Origin of the sequence: Pseudomonas sp. MF6751 (genome assembly GCF_016613265.1) — a bacterium.
Taxonomy (GTDB): Bacteria; Pseudomonadota; Gammaproteobacteria; order Pseudomonadales; family Pseudomonadaceae; genus Aquipseudomonas; species Aquipseudomonas fluorescens_BV.
The window spans coordinates 16,699-37,971 of sequence record NZ_JAENSV010000024.1; the positions used below are offsets into that span (position 1 = coordinate 16,699).

18 protein-coding genes are annotated in these 21,273 nt (G+C 60.8%); 12 read left to right on the top strand and 6 right to left on the bottom strand.

From position 1 onward, the window contains the following. The first annotated feature begins 189 nt into the window (after nt 1–189). Nucleotides 190–2,676, top strand: coding sequence for a circularly permuted type 2 ATP-grasp protein (locus tag JJD66_RS18785; protein WP_200648744.1), 2,487 nt, complete (start codon nt 190–192; stop codon nt 2,674–2,676). Then, nucleotides 2,676–3,566 carry a transglutaminase family protein gene (locus JJD66_RS18790; protein WP_020301622.1) on the top strand — a complete coding sequence of 297 codons (891 nt, stop codon included), beginning with the start codon at nt 2,676–2,678 and terminating at the stop codon, nt 3,564–3,566. Before JJD66_RS18785 ends, JJD66_RS18790 begins: the two co-directional genes overlap by 1 nt. 127 nt (nt 3,567–3,693) lie before the next feature. Here JJD66_RS18790 and JJD66_RS18795 read toward each other — a convergent pair whose 3' ends face one another. After that, nucleotides 3,694–3,879 carry a hypothetical protein gene (locus JJD66_RS18795; RefSeq protein WP_105225566.1) on the bottom strand — a complete coding sequence of 62 codons (186 nt, stop codon included), beginning with the start codon at nt 3,877–3,879 and terminating at the stop codon, nt 3,694–3,696. Nucleotides 3,880–4,212: 333 nt separating this feature from the next. Here JJD66_RS18795 and azu point away from each other — a divergent pair, with 333 nt between their 5' ends. Then, nucleotides 4,213–4,659 carry an azurin gene (gene azu, locus JJD66_RS18800; protein WP_200648745.1) on the top strand — a complete coding sequence of 149 codons (447 nt, stop codon included), beginning with the start codon at nt 4,213–4,215 and terminating at the stop codon, nt 4,657–4,659. A 121-nt stretch (nt 4,660–4,780) separates the two neighbouring features. Here the strand turns inward: azu and nadE are convergent, their stop codons facing one another. From nadE to JJD66_RS18815, 3 genes are all read right to left on the bottom strand, one after another. Next, on the bottom strand, nt 4,781–5,608 hold the full coding sequence (gene nadE / locus JJD66_RS18805) for an ammonia-dependent NAD(+) synthetase (protein ID WP_198714710.1): 828 nt from the start codon (nt 5,606–5,608) through the stop codon (nt 4,781–4,783). Nucleotides 5,609–5,611: 3 nt separating this feature from the next. Continuing rightward, nucleotides 5,612–6,826, bottom strand: coding sequence for a nicotinate phosphoribosyltransferase (gene pncB, locus JJD66_RS18810; protein ID WP_003188094.1), 1,215 nt, complete (start codon nt 6,824–6,826; stop codon nt 5,612–5,614). Nucleotides 6,827–7,033: 207 nt separating this feature from the next. Then, complete coding sequence (locus JJD66_RS18815) at nt 7,034–7,924, bottom strand: LysR family transcriptional regulator (protein WP_014716686.1); 891 nt, start codon at nt 7,922–7,924, stop codon at nt 7,034–7,036. Nucleotides 7,925–8,077: 153 nt separating this feature from the next. Here JJD66_RS18815 and amaB point away from each other — a divergent pair, with 153 nt between their 5' ends. The 9 genes from amaB to JJD66_RS18860 all read left to right on the top strand — a co-directional run bounded on the left by amaB (nt 8,078) and on the right by JJD66_RS18860 (nt 19,301). Beyond that, entirely contained in the window at nt 8,078–9,568 is a 1,491-nt protein-coding gene (amaB, locus tag JJD66_RS18820; protein ID WP_200648746.1) for an L-piperidine-6-carboxylate dehydrogenase, read from the top strand. Between the two features lie 164 nt (nt 9,569–9,732). Continuing rightward, complete coding sequence (gene amaA, locus JJD66_RS18825; protein ID WP_105225569.1) at nt 9,733–11,016, top strand: L-pipecolate oxidase; 1,284 nt, start codon at nt 9,733–9,735, stop codon at nt 11,014–11,016. A gap of 374 nt (nt 11,017–11,390) precedes the next feature. Next, nucleotides 11,391–12,527: a branched-chain amino acid ABC transporter substrate-binding protein gene (locus JJD66_RS18830; protein ID WP_105225570.1), complete on the top strand. Its 1,137-nt coding sequence runs from the start codon at nt 11,391–11,393 to the stop codon at nt 12,525–12,527. Between the two features lie 284 nt (nt 12,528–12,811). Next, complete coding sequence (locus JJD66_RS18835; protein ID WP_198714708.1) at nt 12,812–13,726, top strand: ABC transporter permease subunit; 915 nt, start codon at nt 12,812–12,814, stop codon at nt 13,724–13,726. A 2-nt stretch (nt 13,727–13,728) separates the two neighbouring features. Beyond that, entirely contained in the window at nt 13,729–15,006 is a 1,278-nt protein-coding gene (gene livM, locus JJD66_RS18840) for a high-affinity branched-chain amino acid ABC transporter permease LivM (RefSeq protein WP_003188100.1), read from the top strand. Then, nucleotides 15,003–15,878: an ABC transporter ATP-binding protein gene (locus JJD66_RS18845; RefSeq protein WP_005784285.1), complete on the top strand. Its 876-nt coding sequence runs from the start codon at nt 15,003–15,005 to the stop codon at nt 15,876–15,878. Before livM ends, JJD66_RS18845 begins: the two co-directional genes overlap by 4 nt. After that, complete coding sequence (locus JJD66_RS18850) at nt 15,875–16,591, top strand: ABC transporter ATP-binding protein (RefSeq protein WP_005784287.1); 717 nt, start codon at nt 15,875–15,877, stop codon at nt 16,589–16,591. The genes JJD66_RS18845 and JJD66_RS18850 overlap by 4 nt, the downstream gene beginning before the upstream one ends. Nucleotides 16,592–17,413: 822 nt before the next feature. After that, nucleotides 17,414–18,181 carry an SDR family oxidoreductase gene (locus tag JJD66_RS18855; RefSeq protein ID WP_034125868.1) on the top strand — a complete coding sequence of 256 codons (768 nt, stop codon included), beginning with the start codon at nt 17,414–17,416 and terminating at the stop codon, nt 18,179–18,181. Nucleotides 18,182–18,395: 214 nt separating this feature from the next. Continuing rightward, nucleotides 18,396–19,301, top strand: coding sequence for a cation diffusion facilitator family transporter (locus JJD66_RS18860; protein WP_003188105.1), 906 nt, complete (start codon nt 18,396–18,398; stop codon nt 19,299–19,301). Between the two features lie 109 nt (nt 19,302–19,410). On the opposite strand, the gene JJD66_RS18865 is transcribed toward JJD66_RS18860, so the two are convergent. Together JJD66_RS18865 and JJD66_RS18870 are read right to left on the bottom strand one after the other, a co-directional pair. After that, nucleotides 19,411–20,520 (bottom strand): AGE family epimerase/isomerase, encoded by a 1,110-nt coding sequence (locus tag JJD66_RS18865; RefSeq protein ID WP_200648747.1) that lies wholly within the window; start codon nt 20,518–20,520, stop codon nt 19,411–19,413. Nucleotides 20,521–20,693: 173 nt separating this feature from the next. Next, a complete protein-coding gene (locus tag JJD66_RS18870) occupies nt 20,694–21,266 on the bottom strand; it encodes a HupE/UreJ family protein (protein WP_200648748.1) in 573 nt (190 codons plus the stop codon). Nucleotides 21,267–21,273 lie beyond the last annotated feature (7 nt).

Here is a 21,273-nt window from a genome sequence, read left to right on the forward strand (position 1 = left end):
GATCCAAGTGTGTGAGGGCTTTTGTGGCGAGGGAGCTTGCTCCCGCTGGGGTGCGAAGCGCCCCCAATAGCAGGCGACTGCTGCGCAGTCGAGCGGGAGCAAGCTCCCTCGCCACAACAAGCCAGCTCCCACATTGGATCGCAGTGAATTTGAGTTAACCTGACTTCCCTTGCCTCTGCCGAGCGTTCCATGTCCGACTTGCTCGACCGTTACCCGCTCACCGCGGGCACCTATCACGAACTGCTGGACGCCAGCGGCGCGGTGCGTGCCCATTGGCGACGCTTGTTCGATCACCTGCAACGCAGCACCCCCGCACAACTGGCCCAGCGCCAGGCGTTGTTGACGCGCCAGATCCAGGAAAACGGCGTCACCTATAACGTCTACGCCGACCCCAAGGGTGCCGACCGCCCCTGGGAACTGGACCTGCTGCCTCATGTGCTGGCGGCCGAGGAGTGGCAGCAACTGTCGGCCGGCATCGCCCAGCGTGCGCGCTTGCTCAATGCAGTGCTGGCCGACCTGTATGGCCCGCAGCGCCTGATCAAGGAAGGCTTGCTGCCGGCCGAACTGGTGTTCGGGCATAACAATTTTCTGTGGCCGTGCCAGGGTATCCAGCCGCCCGACGGTGCGTTCCTGCATCTGTACGCGGTCGACCTGGCGCGCACGCCGGATGGCCGCTGGTGGGTCACCGCCGACCGTACCCAAGCCCCGTCGGGCGCCGGCTACGCCCTGGAAAACCGCACCATCGTGTCCCGCGCCTTCCCGGACCTGTACCGGGATATGCAGGTGCAGCACCTCACCGGTTTCTTTCGCACGCTGCAGGAAACCCTGGCGCGCCAGGCCCCTGGCGATGATCAGCCGCCGCTGATCGTGCTGCTCACGCCGGGGCGTTTCAACGAAAGCTATTTCGAACACCTGTACCTGGCGCGCCAGCTCGGGTACCCCTTGGTAGAGGGCGGCGACCTCACCGTGCGCGACAGCACCGTGTTCCTGAAAACCCTTAGCGGCCTGCGCCGGGTGCACGCGATCATGCGTCGCCTTGATGATGATTTCTGCGACCCGCTGGAGCTGCGCACCGACTCCGCGCTCGGCGTGCCGGGCCTGCTCGACGCCGTACGCCAAGGCAATGTGCTGGTGGCCAATGCCTTGGGCAGCGGCGTGCTGGAGTCCCCGGGGTTGCTGGGCTTTTTGCCCAAGATCAACGAGTTTTTGTTCGGTGAAGCCTTGATCCTGCCGTCGATTGCCACCTGGTGGTGCGGCGAAGCGCCGGTGCTTGCCGAAGCCTTGGAAAAACTCCCGGAGCTGCTGATCAAGCCGGCATTTCCCTCACAAAGTTTCGCCCCGGTGTTTGGTCGCGACCTTGACGACGAACAGCGCCAGGCCCTGGCCGAACGCATGCGTGCGCGGCCCTATGCCTATGTCGCCCAAGAGCTGGCGCAACTGTCTCAGGCGCCGGTATGGCACACCGTGGATGACCACCTGCAACACCGTGCCATTGGTATGCGTGTGTACGCCGTGGCCAGTGAAGACGGTTATCGGGTACTGCCCGGCGGCCTGACTCGCGTGGCGGCCGACGCCGATGCCGAGGTGGTGTCGATGCAGCGCGGCGGGGCGAGCAAGGACACCTGGGTACTCGGCGAACGTGTGCCGGGTGGCGAGCAGTGGCGCGCCCAACGCACCATTGGCGCCTATGACCTGGTGCGCCGCGATCCCTATCTGCCCTCGCGCGTGGTGGAAAACCTGTTCTGGTTTGGTCGTTACTGCGAGCGCTGCGACGACAGTGCGCGCTGGCTGCGCATTGTGCTGGCGCGGTATGTCGATGGCGACGATCCGCTGGCGTTGCAGGCCGCCGTCGAACTGGGCGAAAGCCTGCGCCTGTTGCCGGAGGAGGGCGAGCTGCCTGAGCGCCTGCTCGCCGCTTTGCTGGGTGATGACTGGCCTTCAAGTCTGCGCGCCAACCTGCAGCGTCTGCAGTGGGCGGCGTCCCAGGTGCGCGGCAAGTTGTCCAGGGAAAACTGGCAGGCCCTGGTGGAGCTGCAACGTGAAGCCATGGAACTGGAAAGCGACACTGCAGACTTTGGCGAGCTGCTCGACTTTCTCAACCGCCTGGTGATGTCCCTGGCGGCACTGTCCGGTTTTGCCCTCGACGACATGACCCGCGATGAAGGCTGGCGCTTCTTGATGATGGGCCGGCGCATCGAGCGTCTGCAATTTCTGAGCAGCAGCCTTGCGGCGTTCCTGCGTGGCGTGGCGGTGTTTGATCAGGCCGGGTTGGAATGGTTGCTGGAGCTGGGCAACAGCAGCATCACCTACCGCTCGCGCTACCTGGCGGTGCCGCAGTTGATCCCGGTGCTCGACTTGCTGCTGCTCGACGAGCAGAACCCGCATGCGGTGCTGTTCCAGCTCAAGTTGGTGAGCCGCACCCTGCGCCGTCTCAATGATGACTTTGGCGTGCCCCGTGAAACCGGGCTGGCGCCTTTGGTCGAGCGCCTGGCGCGTTTTGACCTGGGCTGCCTGGAGAACGGCCTGTTTGGCGAAACCAGCGTGCGTGCCGCGCTGGACGGCCTGGCCGACTTGCTGCAAGCGGTGGCCGATGAAAGCGGGCAAGTGTCGGATCGCCTGGCGTTGCGCCATTTTGCCCACGTGGATGATGTCAGCCAGCAAACGGTGTCGGTGTAATGAGCGCGCGCTACCAGATTTTCCACGATACCCATTACCACTACGACAGCCCGGTGTCCCTGGCCCAGCAACTGGCGCACCTCTGGCCAAGGCCGTGCGCCTGGCAGAAGTGCACCTGGCAGCAGTTGGATATCAGCCCGGAACCCACCTCGCGCCGCGACGAACTGGACGTATTCGGCAACCCGATCACTCGCCTGGCGTTCGAACGGCCCCATGATGAATTGCTGGTGAACGCCGGGCTTACCGTGGAAGTGCTGGCGCGACCCGCTCTGGACTTCCAGCGGTCGCCGCCCTGGGACCACACCCGCGACAGCCTGACTTACAGCAGCCAGGCATTGAGCGCCGAACTGATCGAAGCCTGTCGTTATCGCTTCGAGTCGCCCTATGTCCATCTGAAGAAAACCTTCGTCGAGTTCTCCGAAAGCTGCTTCCCGCCCGGCGAGCCTTTACTGCTGGGCACGCAGGCATTGATGGAGAAGATCTTCAGCGAATTTACCTTCGATGCCGAAGCCACCCAGGTCGCCACGCCGCTGGTTGAGGTGCTGGAGCGCCGTCGCGGCGTGTGCCAGGACTTCGCTCACCTGATGCTTGCCTGCCTGCGCTCGCGGGGCCTGGCGGCGCGCTATATCAGCGGCTACCTGCTGACCCAGCCACCGCCCGGCCAGCCACGGCTGATTGGCGCGGATGCGTCCCATGCGTGGGTCTCGGTGTTTTGCCCGGTATCAGGCTGGGTGGATTTTGACCCGACCAACAATGTACAGCCGGCGCTGGAGCACATCACCCTGGCCTGGGGCCGGGATTTCTCTGATGTGTCGCCGTTGCGTGGGGTGATTCTGGGGGGAGGCAGCCACGACCCGGAGGTGCGGGTGACGGTGATGCCGCTGGAGTAGACGCGAGCTTGTGTGGGAGCTGGCTTGCCTGCGATGGCTGCAACTCGGTCTGGCTGATACGCCGATTCGCCTGCATCGCGGGCAAGCCCGGCTCCCACATTAAGCCGGGTAACGCAGTTACGGTTGTTCAGGCCTGAGGCGCAGTTTCAGTTTCGTCAGTCGCTACTTCACCTTCTTCACCTTCGGCATCCGGGTTCAGCGCGCTGGCTTCTTCCTCTGCAGCGGCTTTCTTGCGTTGCAGCTTTTCCTCTTTCTTCTGTTCCTTGGCCAAGTCTCTCTGACGTTTGGCGAAGGAGTAATTAGGTTTGGCCATGGGCGATCCTCTAGGGTCGAAGGTGAGGGTGGGCGGCGCGTAGCTGCCTCGGGTCGTCATGGTAGCAGCTTCGGGGGGGCCTTTGCTTTCACTTACCGCAGGCGTAGGCAGCCAGGAGGCCGTTGAACAGGTGATTAAGGTGCATGGCATGAACTCCCGTGAGTGATGGGCCGATCATAATCAGGGGGCGGCAGTTTGGCTGGTTGATTGTGTTGATGAAGCTGATAGCCTAAAGTTGTATACAATCTGTTGATTCAGATCATAAGAACTCAAGCCTGATTGAGGCACCCTTACCGCAATCCGCGTTTTTAAAACCCTGCCTTGGAGATTCACATGTTTGCCAAACTCGTTGCTGTTTCCCTGCTGACTCTGGCGAGCGGCCAGTTGCTTGCTGCAGAGTGCAAGGTCACTGTCGACTCCACCGATCAAATGTCTTTCAACACCAAAGAAATCACCATCGACAAGAGCTGCAAGCAGTTCACTGTTGAGCTGACTCACTCGGGTAACCTGCCCAAGAACGTGATGGGCCATAACTGGGTGCTGACTACCGAAGCCAATATGCAACCGGTGGCAACCGACGGCATGGCTGCGGGGATCGAAAAGGATTACCTGAAAGCCGGTGATGAGCGCATCATCGCCCACACCAAGATCATCGGTTCCGGCGAGAAAGACTCGGTGACCTTCGACGTCTCCAAGCTGAAGGCCGATGAGAAATACGGCTTCTTCTGCTCGTTCCCAGGCCACATCTCGATGATGAAAGGTGCTGTGGTTCTGAAGTAACACCGCGTTACCGTTCATCGCAGGCAAGCCAGCTCCCACAGGTTGGAATGCATTCCAAATGTGGGAGCTGGCTTGCCTGCGATGGCGATCTGACAATCAATGCAAAACCATCGGTTTCACTTCAAGGCGCAAACGGCATCACCCGCTTGTGCTCAGTCTTGCGATAGGTCTCGCAGATAATCCTGAACGCCTCCTCACGCACCGGCTCTCCCTGCAGGAACGCATCGATCTCGGCATAGGTCACCCCATGTGACGCCTCGTCCGGCTTGCCCGGCGACAGGTCTTCGAGGTCGGCGGTCGGCACCTTCTCCACCAGCGATTCCGGCGCGCCAAAGTGGCGGGCAATGGCACGCACCTGATGCTTCACCAGTCCGCTCAAGGGCGCCAGGTCGCAAGCCCCGTCACCGAACTTGGTGAAAAAGCCCATCACCGCTTCTGCCGCATGGTCGGTGCCGATCACCAGGCCACCGGCCGCGCCGGCAATGGTGTACTGCGCCACCATGCGCATACGCGCCTTGGTGTTGCCCAGCACGAAATCGCGGGACACCGCCGCCTTGCCTTCAAACGCCGCCACTTCATTAGCCAGGGCCTTCACTGCCGGGCCGATGTTCACGGTGTGGCGCTCGTCCGGCTCGATAAAGTCCACCGAGGCCTGGGCGTCGTGTTCGTCGAACTGGGTTTCGTAGGGCAGGCGCACGGCGATAAAGCGGTACGCCTCATCGCCGGTGCTGGCGCGCAGTTCCTGCACCGCACGTTGGGCCAAGAGGCCTGCGGTCAGGGAGTCGACACCACCACTGATGCCGAGCACCAGGGTCTTGAGCCCGGAATTGCGCAGGCAGTCCTGGATAAAGGCCACGCGCCGGGCAACCTCGGCTTCGAGTGCGGCCTGGTCCTTGAACGGGGCTTGCACCTTGAGCTGTTGTGCAATCTCGCGCTGTACGGCTTGCATGATTCACTCCTTGCTGGATAGGGCAGGTACTTTGAAAACGTGACGCAAATAGGCGACAAAATTCGGGTCGGTGCAATGGGTCTTGCCCGCTTCATCGGAGATCTTCGCGACGGGCTGGCCATTGCAGGCGGTCATTTTAAGCACGATGCTCATCGGTTCCACTCCTGGAATATCACAGGTCAGGTTGGTGCCGATGCCAAAGCTCACATTAATGCGACCGCGCAACGCCCGGAATATTTCCAAGGCTTTGGGCAATGTCAGGCTGTCGGAGAACACCAGGGTCTTGCTCATCGGTTCGATGCCCAGCTTGTGGTAGTGAGCGATGGCTTTTTCTGCCCACTGGATCGGATCACCGGAGTCATGGCGCAGGCCGTCGAACAGCTTGGCGAAGTACAAGTCGAAGTCGCCGAGGAACGCGTCGGTAGTGATGCAATCGGTGAGGGCGATACCCAGCAGGCCACGGTACTCGCGCACCCAGCAATCAAGGGCGGCGATCTGGCTGTCGATCAGACGCGGGCCGAGTTGCTGGTGGGCCATGATCCACTCATGGGCCATGGTGCCCAGCGGCTTCATATCGAATTCGCGCGCCAGGTGCACGTTGCTGGTGCCGACAAAGCGCCCAGGGAAATCGTGCTTGAGCACGCTGACCACTTCCTCTTGCACCCGGTAGGAAAAACGCCGGCGCGTGCCGAAGTCTGCCACTTGCAGCTCCGACAGCTCATCGCTGCTGGCGTTGGCGGTCAACCAGTCGAACTTGCGATACAGCTGCTCGCGGGCCTGTTCAAGGATCACGGTCTGGTAGCGGTAGCGGTTACGCACCTCGCTGACGATGGCCAGCATTGGCACTTCAAACAGGATCACATGCAGCCACGGTCCGCGCAGGCGGATAAACAACTCGCCGTTTTCGATGCCGGTTTGCACATACCGCAGGTTGAAGCGAAACAGCCCGAGGAAGCGCAGAAAATCCGGCTTCATAAAGCTGATGCGTTCCAGGAACCCCAGTTGATCGGGGCTCAGGCTCAGCTCGGCGAGGCGCTCGATCTGGTAACGAATCTCCGCCAGGTAAGGGCGCAGGTCTTCACTGTTACGGCAACGAAACTCCCATTCAACTTCCACGTTCGGATAGTTGTGCAGCACCGCCTGCATCATGGTCAGCTTGTAGAAGTCGGTGTCGAGCAGGTTCTGCACGATGCGATCGGCAAACACACTCTCGCTCATAACGGGAATCTCCAGACGGGTCGGCGATGGAGGCCGGCCTTTACGCACAATTGAGGAAGGGGGTTAGTGGCGCATAGACTTGTGGGGTTTTGCCAGTGATTTTTTCAGTAAGGCCACTGGCGCCATCGCAGGCAAGCCAGCTCCCACATTTGAAGTGCATTCCAAACGGTGGGAGCTGGCTTGTCTGCGATGGCGATTCTCCAGGCGCTAAAGCACCTGCTCCATCATCCACTTCACAAACTCGCGCACCTTGGGCACCTCCGCCGAATGCTCAGGATACGCCAGGTAGTAAGCATCCTGGCTCGGCATCGCATGTTGCCAGGGGATCACCAACTTGCCCTCGGCCAATTCCTCCTCCACCAGAAAACGCGGCAACAGCGCCACGCCGCATCCCACCTGCGCCGCACGAATACACATATAAAACGTGTCGAACCGCGGCCCATGGTAGCTGTGCTCGGTATGGAAACCCTGGCTGGCAAACCAGTCATGCCAGCCCTGGGGCCTCGAAGCGTTTTGCAGTAGCACCAGGTCGCTCAGTTGTGTGGGGTCGGTGAAAGGCTGGGCGGGCAGGCTGTCGGGCGAACACACCGGTACCAGCTCTTCACTGAACAATTTCAGGCTCTCGGTGCCGGGGCGTGCGCCCTGGCCGAAATAGAACGCCATGTCGGCCTTGCCCTGCAGTAACTCGTCCGGGTCCTGTTCGTTGCACAGGTCCAGGTGGATCTGCGGGTGGCGCAAACGCCAACCCTTGAGGCGCGGCACCAGCCAGCGTGCGCCAAAAGTGTAGGGCGTGGACACGCGCAGCACTTCGGTTTCGCCGCCGTAGGAGCGCAGGTAGTGGGTGGACATTTCCACTTGGGTGAGGATCTTGCGCACTTCCACCAGGTACAGGTCGCCCGCCGGGGTCATCTGCAAGCGGCGGCGCACGCGGCGAAACAGCAAGTGTTGTAACAGCTCTTCCAGCTGCGCTACTTGTTTGCTCACCGCGCTTTGGGTGAGGTTCAGTTCCTCGGCGGCGCGGGTGAAGCTCAGGTGGCGGGTGGCCGCTTCGAAACACTGCAGGGCGGTGATCGAGGGCAAATGTCTTTTGTTCAGCACGGCATGCCTCTTTTTATTCTTTGCATGAATAAAGGGAATGATATCTCGCCTAATCGTCGTTTGTTGGCAAGTCTTGGGCCAGCTACAAATAGGCTCAGGATCGCCGTGCAAGCAGCGGCGCGATTTTTCTACGCAGATTTGAAGGAGTGACCCATGGTTGCCGCATTGCTTGATCGTCTCGGGGTAAACCCGGCGCTGTACCAGGCTGGGAAACAACCTGTGCATTCACCGATTGATGGCAGCCGTATCGGCAGTGTCCATTGGGAAGGTGCCGCCGAGGTGGAGCAACAGGTCAGTCGCGCCGAGCATGCATTCGAAGCCTGGCGCAAAGTGCCGGCGCCGCGACGTGGCGAGCTGGTGCGCCAGTTCGGCGACGTATTGCGCGAGTACAAGGCCGACCTGGGCGAACTCGTTTCCTGGGAAGCCGGCAAGATCACCCAGGAAGGTTTGGGTGAAGTGCAGGAAATGATCGACATCTGCGACTTCGCCGTCGGCCTGTCGCGCCAGTTGTACGGCTTGACCATCGCCTCCGAGCGCCCCGGCCACCATATGCGTGAAACCTGGCACCCGCTGGGCGTGGTCGGCGTGATCAGCGCCTTCAACTTCCCCGTGGCCGTGTGGGCGTGGAACACCGCGCTGGCCTTGGTGTGCGGCAACGCGGTGATCTGGAAACCGTCGGAAAAGACCCCGCTCACTGCACTGGCCTGCCAGGCCTTGTTCGAGCGCATACTGAAAAAATTCGACGGCGCCCCCGAGTACCTCAGCCAAGTGATCATCGGTGGCCGCGACGCCGGCGCTGCGCTGGTGGATGACCCGCGCGTCGCGCTGATCAGCGCCACCGGCAGCACGCGTATGGGCCGTGAAGTGGCACCCAAAGTCGCCGCGCGTTTCGCCCGCAGCATCCTTGAGCTGGGCGGCAACAACGCGATGATCCTCGGCCCAAGCGCCGACCTGGACATGGCCGTGCGCGCCATCCTCTTCAGCGCGGTGGGCACCGCCGGCCAACGCTGCACCACCCTGCGCCGGCTGATCGCCCATGAGTCGGTCAAGGAAGAAATCGTCACCCGCCTCAAGGCCGCCTATTCCAAAGTGCGCATCGGCCACCCACTGGAAGGCAACCTGATCGGCCCGCTGATCGACAAGCACAGTTTCGACAACATGCAGGACGCCCTTGAGCAAGCCTTGAGCGAAGGCGGCAAGGTGTTCGGCGGCAAGCGCCAACTGCAAGACAAATTCCCCAACGCCTACTACGTATCGCCGGCCATCGTGGAAATGCCCGAGCAAAGCGACGTGGTGTGCAGCGAAACCTTCGCGCCGATTCTTTACGTGGTCGGCTACACCGACTTCGCCGAAGCCCTGCGCCTGAACAACGCCGTGCCACAAGGCTTGTCATCCTGCATCTTCACCACTGACGTGCGTGAAGCCGAGCAGTTCATGTCGGCGGTGGGCAGCGACTGTGGTATTGCCAACGTCAACATCGGCCCGAGCGGCGCGGAGATCGGTGGTGCGTTCGGGGGTGAAAAAGAAACCGGCGGCGGGCGTGAATCGGGCTCGGATGCGTGGCGTGGGTATATGCGCAGGCAGACCAATACCGTGAACTACTCGCTGGAACTGCCGTTGGCACAAGGCATTACCTTCGACTGATCTGGCACGGTCAATGTGGGAGCTGGCTTGCCTGCGATAGCGGTGGTTCAGTCGATAGTTTCGGTGACTGATACACCGCTATCGCAGGCAAGCCAGCTCCCACAGGTGATTGGGTTTCCCATTCAAAAGAGTATTTGTTTGTTAGGTCTCATCGGAGTCTGGCAATGGCACTGCGCGAAACATGTTTATGGGAACACCTCACTCCAGGCCGCCCGGACCGAGCCGCGCTCAAGGGTGCGGTCAAGGTGGATGTGTGCGTGATCGGTGCCGGCATTACCGGTTTGTCGGCGGCCATTCATTTGCTGGAACAGGGTAAAAGCGTCGCCGTACTCGAGGCCCATCGCACCGGCCACGGTGGTTCGGGGCGCAACGTCGGGCTGGTCAACGCCGGCCTGTGGATTCCACCGGACGAGATCGAGGCCGGTTTCGGCACGGCGGTGGGCAGCCAGCTCAACCGCATGTTGGGTGCGGCGCCGTCCCTGGTGTTCAGCCTGATCGACAAGTACAACATCGACTGCCAATTGCGCCGTGAAGGCACCTTGCACATGGCGCACAACGCCCGTGGCGAGGCGGACTTGCGCAGCCGTGAGGAGCAGTGGAAGCGCCGTGGCGCGCCGGTTGAGTTACTCACCGGCCAGGCCTGCGAGCAGGCCACCGGTACCCGGAAAATCGCCGCCGCGTTGCTCGATCGACGCGCCGGCACCTTGAACCCCATGGCCTACACCACTGGGTTGGCGAATGCCGCCGTGGGGCTGGGCGGGCAATTGTTCGATCATTCGCCGGTCACCCAGCTTGAGCGCCAGGGCGCCGATTGGTCGGTGCAGACCGCCGAGGGTGCGGTGCAGGCCGCCCAGGTGGTGATCGCCTCCAACGCTTACACCGAAGGCGAATGGACTGAACTGCGGCGTAACTTCTTCCCCGGCTATTACTATCAGGTGGCCTCGGCGCCGCTGACCGATGACGCGGCCAAGCAGATCCTCCCCGGCGGCCAGGGTTCGTGGGACACGCGCCAGGTCCTGAGCAGTATTCGCCGCGATGCCGATGGGCGCCTGTTGCTGGGCAGCCTGGGTAACGGCAATCAGAAACCGGCTTGGTTCCTCAAAGCGTGGGCCGATCGGGTGCAGCAACACTACTTCCCGTACCTCAAACCGGTGCAATGGGAATTCACCTGGACCGGCTGCATCGCGTTCACCCCCGACCACTTGATGCGCCTGTTCGAACCGGCCCCCGGCCTGGTGGCGGTTACCGGTTATAACGGGCGCGGCGTGACCACCGGCAGCGTGGTGGGCAAGGCGTTTGCCGACTACCTGTGTCACCAGGACCCCCAAGCCTTGCCGATCCCTTTTGCCCCTATGCAACCTCTGGCCGCCGTGGGCCTGCGCAGTTGCCTGTATGAAGCCGGCTTCTCGCTCTATCACGCCGGGCAATGCTTGAGGATCGTGATCTGATCAGCGAAATACCCCTCAGAAGCCTGCGTTTTCTTAGCAGGCTACCCATCTGTATTGGTGCAAGTCGTAGCAATCACGCACTGTAAATGTGCAGTTCCGTTACGCACATTGTTACAGCTGTAGGAACTGTCGTTTATGCCTGTGGTTGCAGGTGCGACCTGCCAGGGTTGTACTTTTTTGAAGTGTTGGTTGCACCTATAGACGCTAGACGGTTGCACGTCCTGGCAAAAGGCGTCGAAACGCCTGTAATAACAATGACACCGTGTCTTTTTGAAGAATAAAAAAGTAATGGCACGCGGCTTGCTCTGAGCTTTCAGTGAAAGGTTTGAATGCAAGTTGTCGTGCCAAAAATCAAAAATATCGGAGCACCACTCATGTCCCAGACGTTTTACAAGAAAGGTTTTCTGGCCCTCGCCGTTGCTGCGGCGCTGGGTGTTTCTACGTTTGTTCAAGCTGATGTGAAAATTGGTGTGGCGGGCCCGATGACGGGTGCCAACGCCGCTTTCGGTGAGCAGTACATGAAGGGTGCCCAGGCGGCTGCCGACGTTATCAACAAGGCCGGCGGCATCAACGGCGAGCAGATCAAGCTGGTGGCGGGCGATGACGCCTGCGAACCCAAACAAGCCGTGGCCGTGGCCAACCGCCTGGCCGACCAGGACAAAGTGATCGGCGTGGTCGGGCACTTCTGCTCATCCAACACCATCCCGGCGTCTGAGGTTTACGACGAAGCAGGCATCATCGCCATCACCCCAGGCTCCACCAACCCACAGGTCACCGAACGCGGCCTGGCCGCCATGTTCCGTATGTGCGGGCGTGACGACCAGCAAGGCATCGTCGCCGGCGACTACATCGTCGACGTGCTCAAGGGCAAGAAAGTCGCGGTGATCAACGACAAGGACACCTACGGCAAAGGCCTGGCCGACGCCACCGCTGCGCAGTTGACCAAGCGCGGCGTCAAGCCGGTGCTGGAAGAGGGCCTGACCCGGGGCGAGAAAGACTTCAGCGCCCTGGTCACCAAGATCCGTTCCCTGGGCGCCGACGTCGTGTACTTCGGCGGCTTGCATCCGGAAGCCGGCCCACTGGTGCGCCAGATCCGCGAAGCGGGCCTCAAAGACGTCAAGTTCATGTCCGATGACGGCGTGGTCACCGACGAACTGGTAGCCACCGCCGGCGGCGCGCAGTACGTCGATGGCGTGTACATGACCTTCGGCGCCGACCCGCGCCTGCTGCCAGACAGCAAGACAGTCGTGGAAGAGTTCCGCAAGAACGGCACCGAGCCTGAAGGCTACACGCTGTACGCCTACGCCTCGATCCAGGCCCTGGCCGCCGGCTTCAACGGTGCCAAGTCCAACAAGGGCGAAGACGCTGCCAAGTGGCTCAAGGCCAACCCGGTTAAAACCGTCATGGGCGAAAAAGCCTGGGATGCCAAGGGAGACCTGAAAGTCTCTGACTACGTGGTTTACCAGTGGGACAAAGACGGCAAATACCATCAGTTGGAAAAGCAGAAGTAAGTACAAGCACCACGGGCCTAAGGTTAGGGGGGCTTGCTGTGGCGAGGGAGCTTGCTCCCGCTGGAGTGCGTAGCACTCCCAACCGCTTACCGAAATACATCTGATGTATCTCGATTGCCCAGTTTGGGGCTGCTTCGCAGCCCAGCGGGAGCAAGCTCCCTCGCCACATAAGCCAGCTCCCACAGAGGGCGTGGTTGCCTGCTCCATTGCAACAAACCTGTCTTTTCCTCCAGAAGCGCCGCACACCCACCGGTGTGCAGGTGCTCACCGCGTGAGATTGCGTTATGGATGGTATTTTCCTGCAGCAACTGGTCAACGGCCTGACCCTCGGGTCGGTCTATGGCCTGATCGCCATCGGCTACACAATGGTTTATGGCATCATTGGCATGATCAACTTCGCCCACGGCGAGGTTTATATGATTTCCGCTTACCTCGCGGCGATCAGTCTGGCACTGCTGGCTTACTTCGGCATCGAATCCTTCCCGCTGCTCATTCTCGGTACCTTGATCTTCACCGTGGTCGTCACCGGCGTGTACGGTTGGGTGATTGAGCGTGTCGCCTACAAACCCCTGCGTAACTCCACCCGCCTGGCACCGCTGATCAGCGCCATCGGTATCTCCCTGATCCTGCAGAACTACGCGCAGATCGCCCAGGGCGCCAAGCAACAAGGCATTCCCACCCTGCTGGCCGGCGCCTGGCGTGTCGATATCGGCACCGGGTTCGTGCAACTGACCTACACCAAAGTGTTCATCCTGGTCGCCGCTTTTGCCGGCATGGCCTTGCTCACCTACATCATCAAATACACCAAGCTCGGCCGCATGTGCCGTGCTACTCAGCAAGACCGCAAGATGGCCTCGATCCTGGGCATCAACACCGACCGCGTGATCTCCTACGTGTTTGTCATCGGTGCCGCCATGGCCGCCCTGGCCGGCGTGCTCATCACCCTCAATTACGGCACCTTCGACTTCTATGCCGGCTTCATCATCGGCATCAAGGCGTTTACCGCAGCGGTACTCGGCGGCATCGGTTCCCTGCCTGGGGCGATGCTGGGCGGGATCATCCTCGGTATCTCCGAGTCGCTGTTCGCGGGGTTGGTCAACTCTGACTACAAAGACGTGTTCAGTTTCTCCCTGCTGGTGGTGATTCTGATTTTCCGTCCCCAGGGCCTGCTTGGTCGCCCACTCGTGGCGAAGGTGTAAACATGTCTGCTGCCAAATCCATTGATATCAAGAAAAGTGTGGTCGATACGGTACTCGCGGGGCTGATTTCGTTGATCGTATTCGGCCCGATTGTCGGCGTGGTGCTCGACGGCTACAGCTTCAACCTGGAACCTGCGCGGGTGGCCGTGCTGGTCGCCATCGTCATGGCCGGGCGCTTTGCTCTCAGCCTGTTCCTGCAAACTCCCAAGGGCGTGAAGATCCTGCAGGGGTTCGAGAGCAGCGGCTCAGGTGTGCACGTGCTGCCACCGGACTACAAGTCGCGGCTGCGCTGGATCATCCCGGCGCTGATCGTGATCGCCATCGTGTTCCCGATCTTTGCCAACAAGTACCTGCTCACCGTGGTGATCCTGGGGCTGATCTACGTGTTGCTCGGCCTGGGGTTGAACATCGTGGTGGGCCTGGCGGGCCTGCTCGACCTGGGTTACGTGGCCTTCTACGCCATCGGTGCCTACGGCCTGGCGCTGGGTTATCAATACCTGGGCCTGGGCTTCTGGACGGTCCTGCCACTGGCGGCCATCGCGGCGGCGTTGGCGGGGTGCATACTCGGCTTCCCGGTGCTGCGAATGCACGGTGACTACCTGGCCATCGTGACCCTGGGTTTTGGTGAAATCATTCGCCTGGTGCTCAACAACTGGCTGTCGTTCACCGGTGGCCCCAACGGTATGCCCGTGCCGTCACCGACCTTCCTGGGCCTGGAGTTCGGCAAGCGTGCGAAGGATGGCGGCATTCCGTTTCACGAGTTTTTCGGCATCGATTACAACCCCAACATCAAGTTCATGTTCATCTACATCGTGTTGTTTCTGGTGGTACTGGCCGTGCTGTACATCAAGCATCGCCTGACGCGCATGCCGGTCGGCCGCGCCTGGGAAGCCCTGCGCGAAGATGAAATCGCCTGCCGCTCCATGGGCCTGAACCATGTGCTGGTCAAACTCTCAGCCTTCACCATCGGCGCGTCCACCGCCGGTTTGGCCGGGGTGTTCTTTGCCAGCTACCAGGGCTTCGTCAACCCGTCGTCGTTTACCTTCTTCGAGTCGGCGTTGATCCTCGCCATTGTGGTGTTGGGCGGCATGGGCTCGACGGTTGGCGTGGTGATCGCAGCGTTTGTGCTGACCGTGGCGCCTGAATTGCTGCGCAGCTTCTCTGAATACCGTGTGCTGCTGTTTGGCGTGTTGATGGTGGTGATGATGATCTGGCGACCGCGTGGCTTGATTCGCATCAGCCGTACCGGTGTGACGCCACGCAAGGGGGTAGCGCCATGAGCAAGGAAGTCGTGCTGTCCGTCGAACACCTGATGATGCACTTCGGTGGTATCAAGGCCTTGAGCGATGTAAGCCTCAAGGTTGAACGCAACTCGATCTTCGCCCTGATCGGCCCCAACGGCGCCGGCAAGACCACGGTGTTCAACTGCCTCACCGGCTTCTACAAAGCCAGTGGCGGCAAGATCGAGCTCAACGTGCGGGGCAAACAAACCAACGTGATCCAACTGCTCGGCGAGCGCTTTGAGGCCACCGACTTTGTCTCGCCCAAAAGCTTCCTCAGCCGCGTGTACTACAAGATGTTCGGCGGCACCCACCTGGTGAACCGTGCCGGCCTGGCGCGCACCTTCCAGAACATTCGCCTGTTCAAGGAAATGTCGGTGCTGGAAAACCTGCTGGTGGCCCAGCACATGTGGGTCAACCGCAACATGCTTGCCGGCATCCTCAACACCAAGGGCTACCGCAAGGCCGAAAGCGATGCGCTGGACTGCGCGTTCTACTGGCTGGAAGTGGTCGACCTGGTGGACTGCGCCAACCGTCTGGCCGGCGAGCTCTCCTACGGCCAGCAGCGCCGCCTGGAGATCGCCCGCGCCATGTGCACGCGGCCGCAGATCATCTGCCTGGACGAACCGGCAGCGGGCCTCAACCCACAGGAAACCGAAGCCCTCAGCGCGATGATTCGCCTGCTGCGCGACGAACACGACCTTACGGTGGTGCTGATCGAACACGACATGGGCATGGTGATGAGTATTTCCGACCACATTGTGGTGCTGGACCACGGCAACGTGATCGCCGAAGGCGGCCCGGATGCGATCCGCAACGACCCGAAAGTGATCGCCGCCTACCTGGGCGCGGACGAAGAGGAGCTGGTATGAGTGCACCTATCCTCGAAATGAAGGACCTGGACGTGTTCTACGGCCCGATCCAGGCCCTGAAAAAAGTCTCGCTGCACATCAACGAAGGCGAAACCGTCAGCCTGATCGGCTCCAATGGCGCGGGTAAGTCCACGTTGCTGATGTCGATCTTCGGTCAGCCTCGGGCCGAGTCGGGGCAGATTCTGTACAACGGCGTCGACATTACTCACAAGTCGTCCCACTACATCGCTTCCAACGGCATTGCGCAGTCGCCGGAAGGGCGGCGAGTGTTCCCCGACATGACCGTCGAGGAAAACCTGCTGATGGGCACCATCCCCATTGGCGACAAGTTCGCCAGTGAGGACATGCAACGCATGTTCGAGCTGTTCCCCAGGCTCAAGGAGCGGCGCAACCAGCGGGCGATGACCATGTCCGGTGGTGAGCAACAAATGCTCGCCATCGCCCGTGCGCTGATGAGCCGGCCCAAGCTGTTGCTGCTCGATGAGCCAAGCCTGGGGTTGGCACCGATTGTGGTGAAGCAGATCTTTTCCACCCTGCGCGAGCTGGCGTCCACCGGGATGACGATCTTCTTGGTCGAACAGAACGCCAACCATGCGCTGCGCCTGTCGGACCGGGCGTATGTGATGGTCAATGGTGAGATTCGCCTGACAGGCACCGGCAAGGAGTTGCTGGTGAACGAGGAAGTGCGCAACGCCTACCTGGGCGGTCACTGACCTAAGATCCAGGCGCGTCAACCCTGTGGGAACCGGGCCTTATGTGGGAGCCGGGCTTGTCCGCGATAGCATCACCTCGGTTTAGCTGACATACCGAGGTGGCCGCATCGCAGGCAAGCCAGCTCCCACCCAAAGCCGGTTCCCACATTTGTTTTTGCGGTGTCAACAAGCCCTCCACCAAATTGTGGAAAACAAATCCAGCCCACCTCAAAAGCGCGACATATAGCCGCCGCAAATCCCTGTTTTGTCACAGTTTTGACTTGTCCCCATCCACTGTGGAACCGGCTGTGGGTAACGTGGGAGTAGCTGGCTGAAAGCCTTTAACCACGTGGCTTGTAGCGTGTTGGTTATTTTTCGATCAGGGTGTTTTTCACGACCGTCTCAAGGGTTTGTCAACCTGTTTAAAGACACAGGTATATGAACGAAATAAGTCCTTCCAGCCTGTGGATAAGTCTGTGACTAAACTCTGGAAAGACTTGCGCAGGGGCCGGAATGACTGGCCTGGAGCCATCGTTGTGTTTTTCTGCATTTGTCAGCGGCTACATAGGCGCTCGCCCAGGTCAAGCAAAAAACTTTATAAAACCGCCTGCAACCCTTGTACACAGCGGCTTTGAGCCGTTTGCACTTGCCCCCAAAGACTGTGGGCGCAGTTGTGGATAACCTGCGCGCATATGGCTACAAGCTACGGTTTATAAGGCTTTTCGAAGATTGATTAAAAAATGATCAGGCAAGCATGCGTGCGTGTGCACAGCGGTTGCCGCAAACGCGGCGTAAGGGCATTCTGCTGGCTGTTTTTTTCCCGATGCCCGCAAGGAGAACCCCATGTCCGACACGCTGTTTATCACTGGCGCTACTTCAGGTTTCGGCGAAGCCTGTGCCCGTCGCTTTGCCGAGGCCGGTTGGAAACTGGTGCTCACTGGTCGCCGTGCCGAGCGCTTGAACGCCTTGGTCGAAGAGCTTTCCAAGCAGACCGAAGTGCATGGCCTGGTGGTGGATGTGCGCGACCGCAAAGGCATGGAGGAGGCCATCGCCAACCTGCCGGCGTCGTTCGCCACGCTGCGCGGCCTGATCAACAACGCCGGCCTGGCCGTGGGCACCGACCCTGCGCCCAAGTGCGACCTCGACGATTGGGAAACCATGGTCGATACCAACATCAAGGGCTTGCTGACCACCACTAACCTGCTGTTGCCGCGCCTGATTGCCCATGGCCGCGGTGCCGGGATCATCAACCTGGGTTCCATCGCCGGTAACTACCCGTACCCGGGCAGCCATGTATACGGCGGTTCCAAGGCGTTCGTGAAGCAGTTCTCGTTGAACCTGCGCTGCGACTTGCAAGGCACCGGCGTGCGCGTGACCAATATCGAGCCGGGCTTGTGTGAAAGCGAGTTCTCCCTGGTGCGCTTCGGCGGTGACCAGGCGCGTTATGACGCCACCTACGCAGGTGCCGAGCCGATCCAGCCGCAGGACATTGCCGATACGATTTTCTGGGTGATGAACACTCCGGCGCACGTGAACATCAACCGCCTGGAGCTGATGCCGGTGAGCCAGACCTGGGCTGGGTTTGCGATTGAGCGTGGGGCCAAGGGCTAAGCGCCTGCGCCACACACTGTAGGAGCGAGCTTGCTCGCGAAAAACGTTAACGATGACGCGGGTATCCTGAATGCGCGGCGCTCTCAGGTTTTTCGCGAGCAAGCTCGCTCCTACAGTAAATGGCGTCAAATCGGCCAAAATGCGGCATAAGGTACACTGCCCGCCTGAAAACCCCACCGCACCCAGCGGTTTAAAGGTTTTGACAGGAGGCAATGTGAGTAACCGAGGTGAGCAGGCACTGCTCAAACAATCGACTATCCTGATGTTCGCAGTCGCGATCGCAGGGATTGTCACGGGTGTGATATCCGGCGCCCAATCCATTCTGTTCGACGGCTTTTTCTCGCTGATCGCCACCGCCATCAAGGTGCTGATGCTGATCACGGCCAAGCTGATCGCCAAGAAAAGCAACGAGCGTTTCCAATTCGGCTATTGGCACCTGGAGCCGATGGTGCTGCTGATAGAAGGCAGTTTCCTGCTGTTGATCGCCATTTATGCGTTCCTCAACGGCGTGTTCGGCATTATCAATGGCGGGCGCGAAATCGAGTTGGGGCTGGTGATCATTTATGCGGCGGTGTTCACCGTCGTGGAGTTCGCGTACTTCTTCTATGTGCGCTACCGCAATCGCACACTCAAATCGTCATTGATCCAGTTCGACAACATCAGCTGGCTGGTGGACGCGATGCTGTCGGTGGGCTTGCTGATCAGCTTCCTGGCGGCGCTGTTGCTCAAGTCCCAGGGCTATGGCGAGTGGGCGGTCTACGTGGACCCGTTGATCCTGATCCTGCTGGCCCTGAGCATGCTGGCGCCAGCATTCAAGATCCTGCGCCCGGCGCTGCGCGAAGTGTTGGGGATCGCGCCGGATCACTTGGACGACAAGGTCCGCGAAGTGATGGACGCGGCGCAGGCCAAGCATGGTTTCGACGACTACGTGTCCTATGTGCAGAAGCACGGGCGGGCGCGGTTTATCGAGATTCATGTGGTGCTGCCAGCGGATTACCCGGTGGATAACGTCGCCACCCTCGATGGGCTGCGTGAAGAGATATCCACAGGGCTGGGGGCGGCGGATGCGGCGCGGTGGTTGACGATCAGTTTTACCGGGGACCGCAAGTGGATTGCCTAAAGTCTGTTAGAGCGAGGTGAGGCTATCGCAGGCAAGCCAGCTCCCACATTTAAATGTGCGAACACAATCAACTGTGGGAGCTGGCTTGCCTGCGATGGGGCCCTGCAGGTCAGCCCAGATGCTGGACCAAACCCTGATAGCAAGTCGCCAAATGATAGGGCGTAGTCGAAGGCATATCCCGTCGGCTCACCTTACCCTCGGCATCCAGGCATTCATACCAACCCTTGGCATGCAAAAAGCGCTGTTGCAGCGCCCGCAACTGACGCTGCAGCACCGCTTCGCTACCTGGCCGCAATGTCAGCGCCCGCAGGTACTCCGCCTGGGCCCAGATCCGTTGGGTACCGTCGCGCACCGTGCCATCCAGCGCCAGCATGCCGCTGACCGCACCGCTTAACTTATCCACACCCTTTTGCTCGGCATAGGCAAATGCCCGTGTCAGCGACTCATGCAGTGCAGTGCCGCGCAGCACACCTGAAGATTCCAGCAAAAAGAACCATTCGAACTGGTGCCCCGGCTCAAACCAGTTATCCACAGCGCCCAAAGGTTTCTCCATCATTACACCGTGCTCGCGGTCGATGAAGCGTTGCTGCATGGCCGTCGCCAGTGCCAGCAGGGCCGCTTGCACCTGGGCGTCCTCACGCACCGCGAGGGTGGCCAGGAAGCCTTCGGCCAGGTGCATCAACGGGTTTTGCAACGGGCCGGAGTCGAGGGAGGCCCAATTGCGTTCCAGTATGGCCTCGTACAAACCGTCGCCGGTGGCAAAGCGTTGGGCGACGACTTCCAGGGCAGCGTTGAGCACCGACTCTACCAATGGCTCACGCACCTTGGTCCAGTAATGGGCGCAGGCAAAAATAATGAAGGCGTGGGTGTAGAGGTCTTTGCGCTCGTCCAGCGGCTGGCCGGCGGGGTCGATGCTGTAGAACCAGCCACCGTGTTCGGCATCATGAAAGTGCCGTTGCAGGGAGCGAAACAGCGCCGCCGCACGTTCTTCGGCGAAAGCCGCGCCGGGTTCGCCGATCAGGCTGGCGAACAGGTACAACTGCCGGGCGCAGGCCATGGCGCGATAGCGCTGTGGGGGCAGTGGCTGGTGATCGGCGTCCAGTGCCTCAAAGGGCAGTGCCAGGCCGGCATTCCAGCCCGGGCCTTGCCAGAGGGGCACGATCAGGTCATGGAAGTGCGTGAGCACAGGCGTCAGGGAAGAGGGGGAAGCGATGGGCATTGGCTGGCGTCGTCACGGCAGGGGTGTTTGTCGCGCATGGTAGCAGGCTTGGGATCGGTGGTGTTTGTACTGGCGCTATCGCGGGCAAGCCCGCTCCCACATTTTTGAAGTGTGAACCGTCTCACATGTGGGAGCTGGCTTGCCTGCGATGAGGCCTTTACAGGCGCTGACGATCAGCCTGCCAGCAACCACACCCCAGTCGCCGCCGAAGCGGCCCCGGCCACGCGCACCAAGGGTGCCGCAGCTGCCGGCAAAAAGCGCACCACAGCATAGCCCGAAGCGTGCAACGCCGCGGTCGCCCCCACAAACCCAGCCGCATACGCCCAGGGACTGGTCATATCCGGCAGTTCCAGGCCATGGGCCACGCCGTGAAACAGCGCAAACAACGCCGTGGCGCCCACGGCCACGAACAGCGGTGGCCGCACCGCCAACGCTACCGCCAGGCCCAAGGCCAGCACCGATGCAGCAATCCCGCTTTCCAGCGCCGGCAATTGCAGCGCTTCGAAACCCAACACCCCGCCGATCAGCATGGTGCCGACAAAGGTGCACGGCAGCGCCCAGCGCGCGGCGCCTTTTTGCTGGGCAGCCCAGAGGCCCACCGCAAGCATGGCCAGCAAGTGATCGAGGCCGCCCAGGGGGTGGCTGATACCGGCCACCAGGCCATTGTCGCCGTGGCCCGGATGGGCGAAGGCCAGGGTAGGGGCGAGCAGCAGCGCGGCGGCGGCGAAAAGTCTGTTGAGTCTCATGGACAGG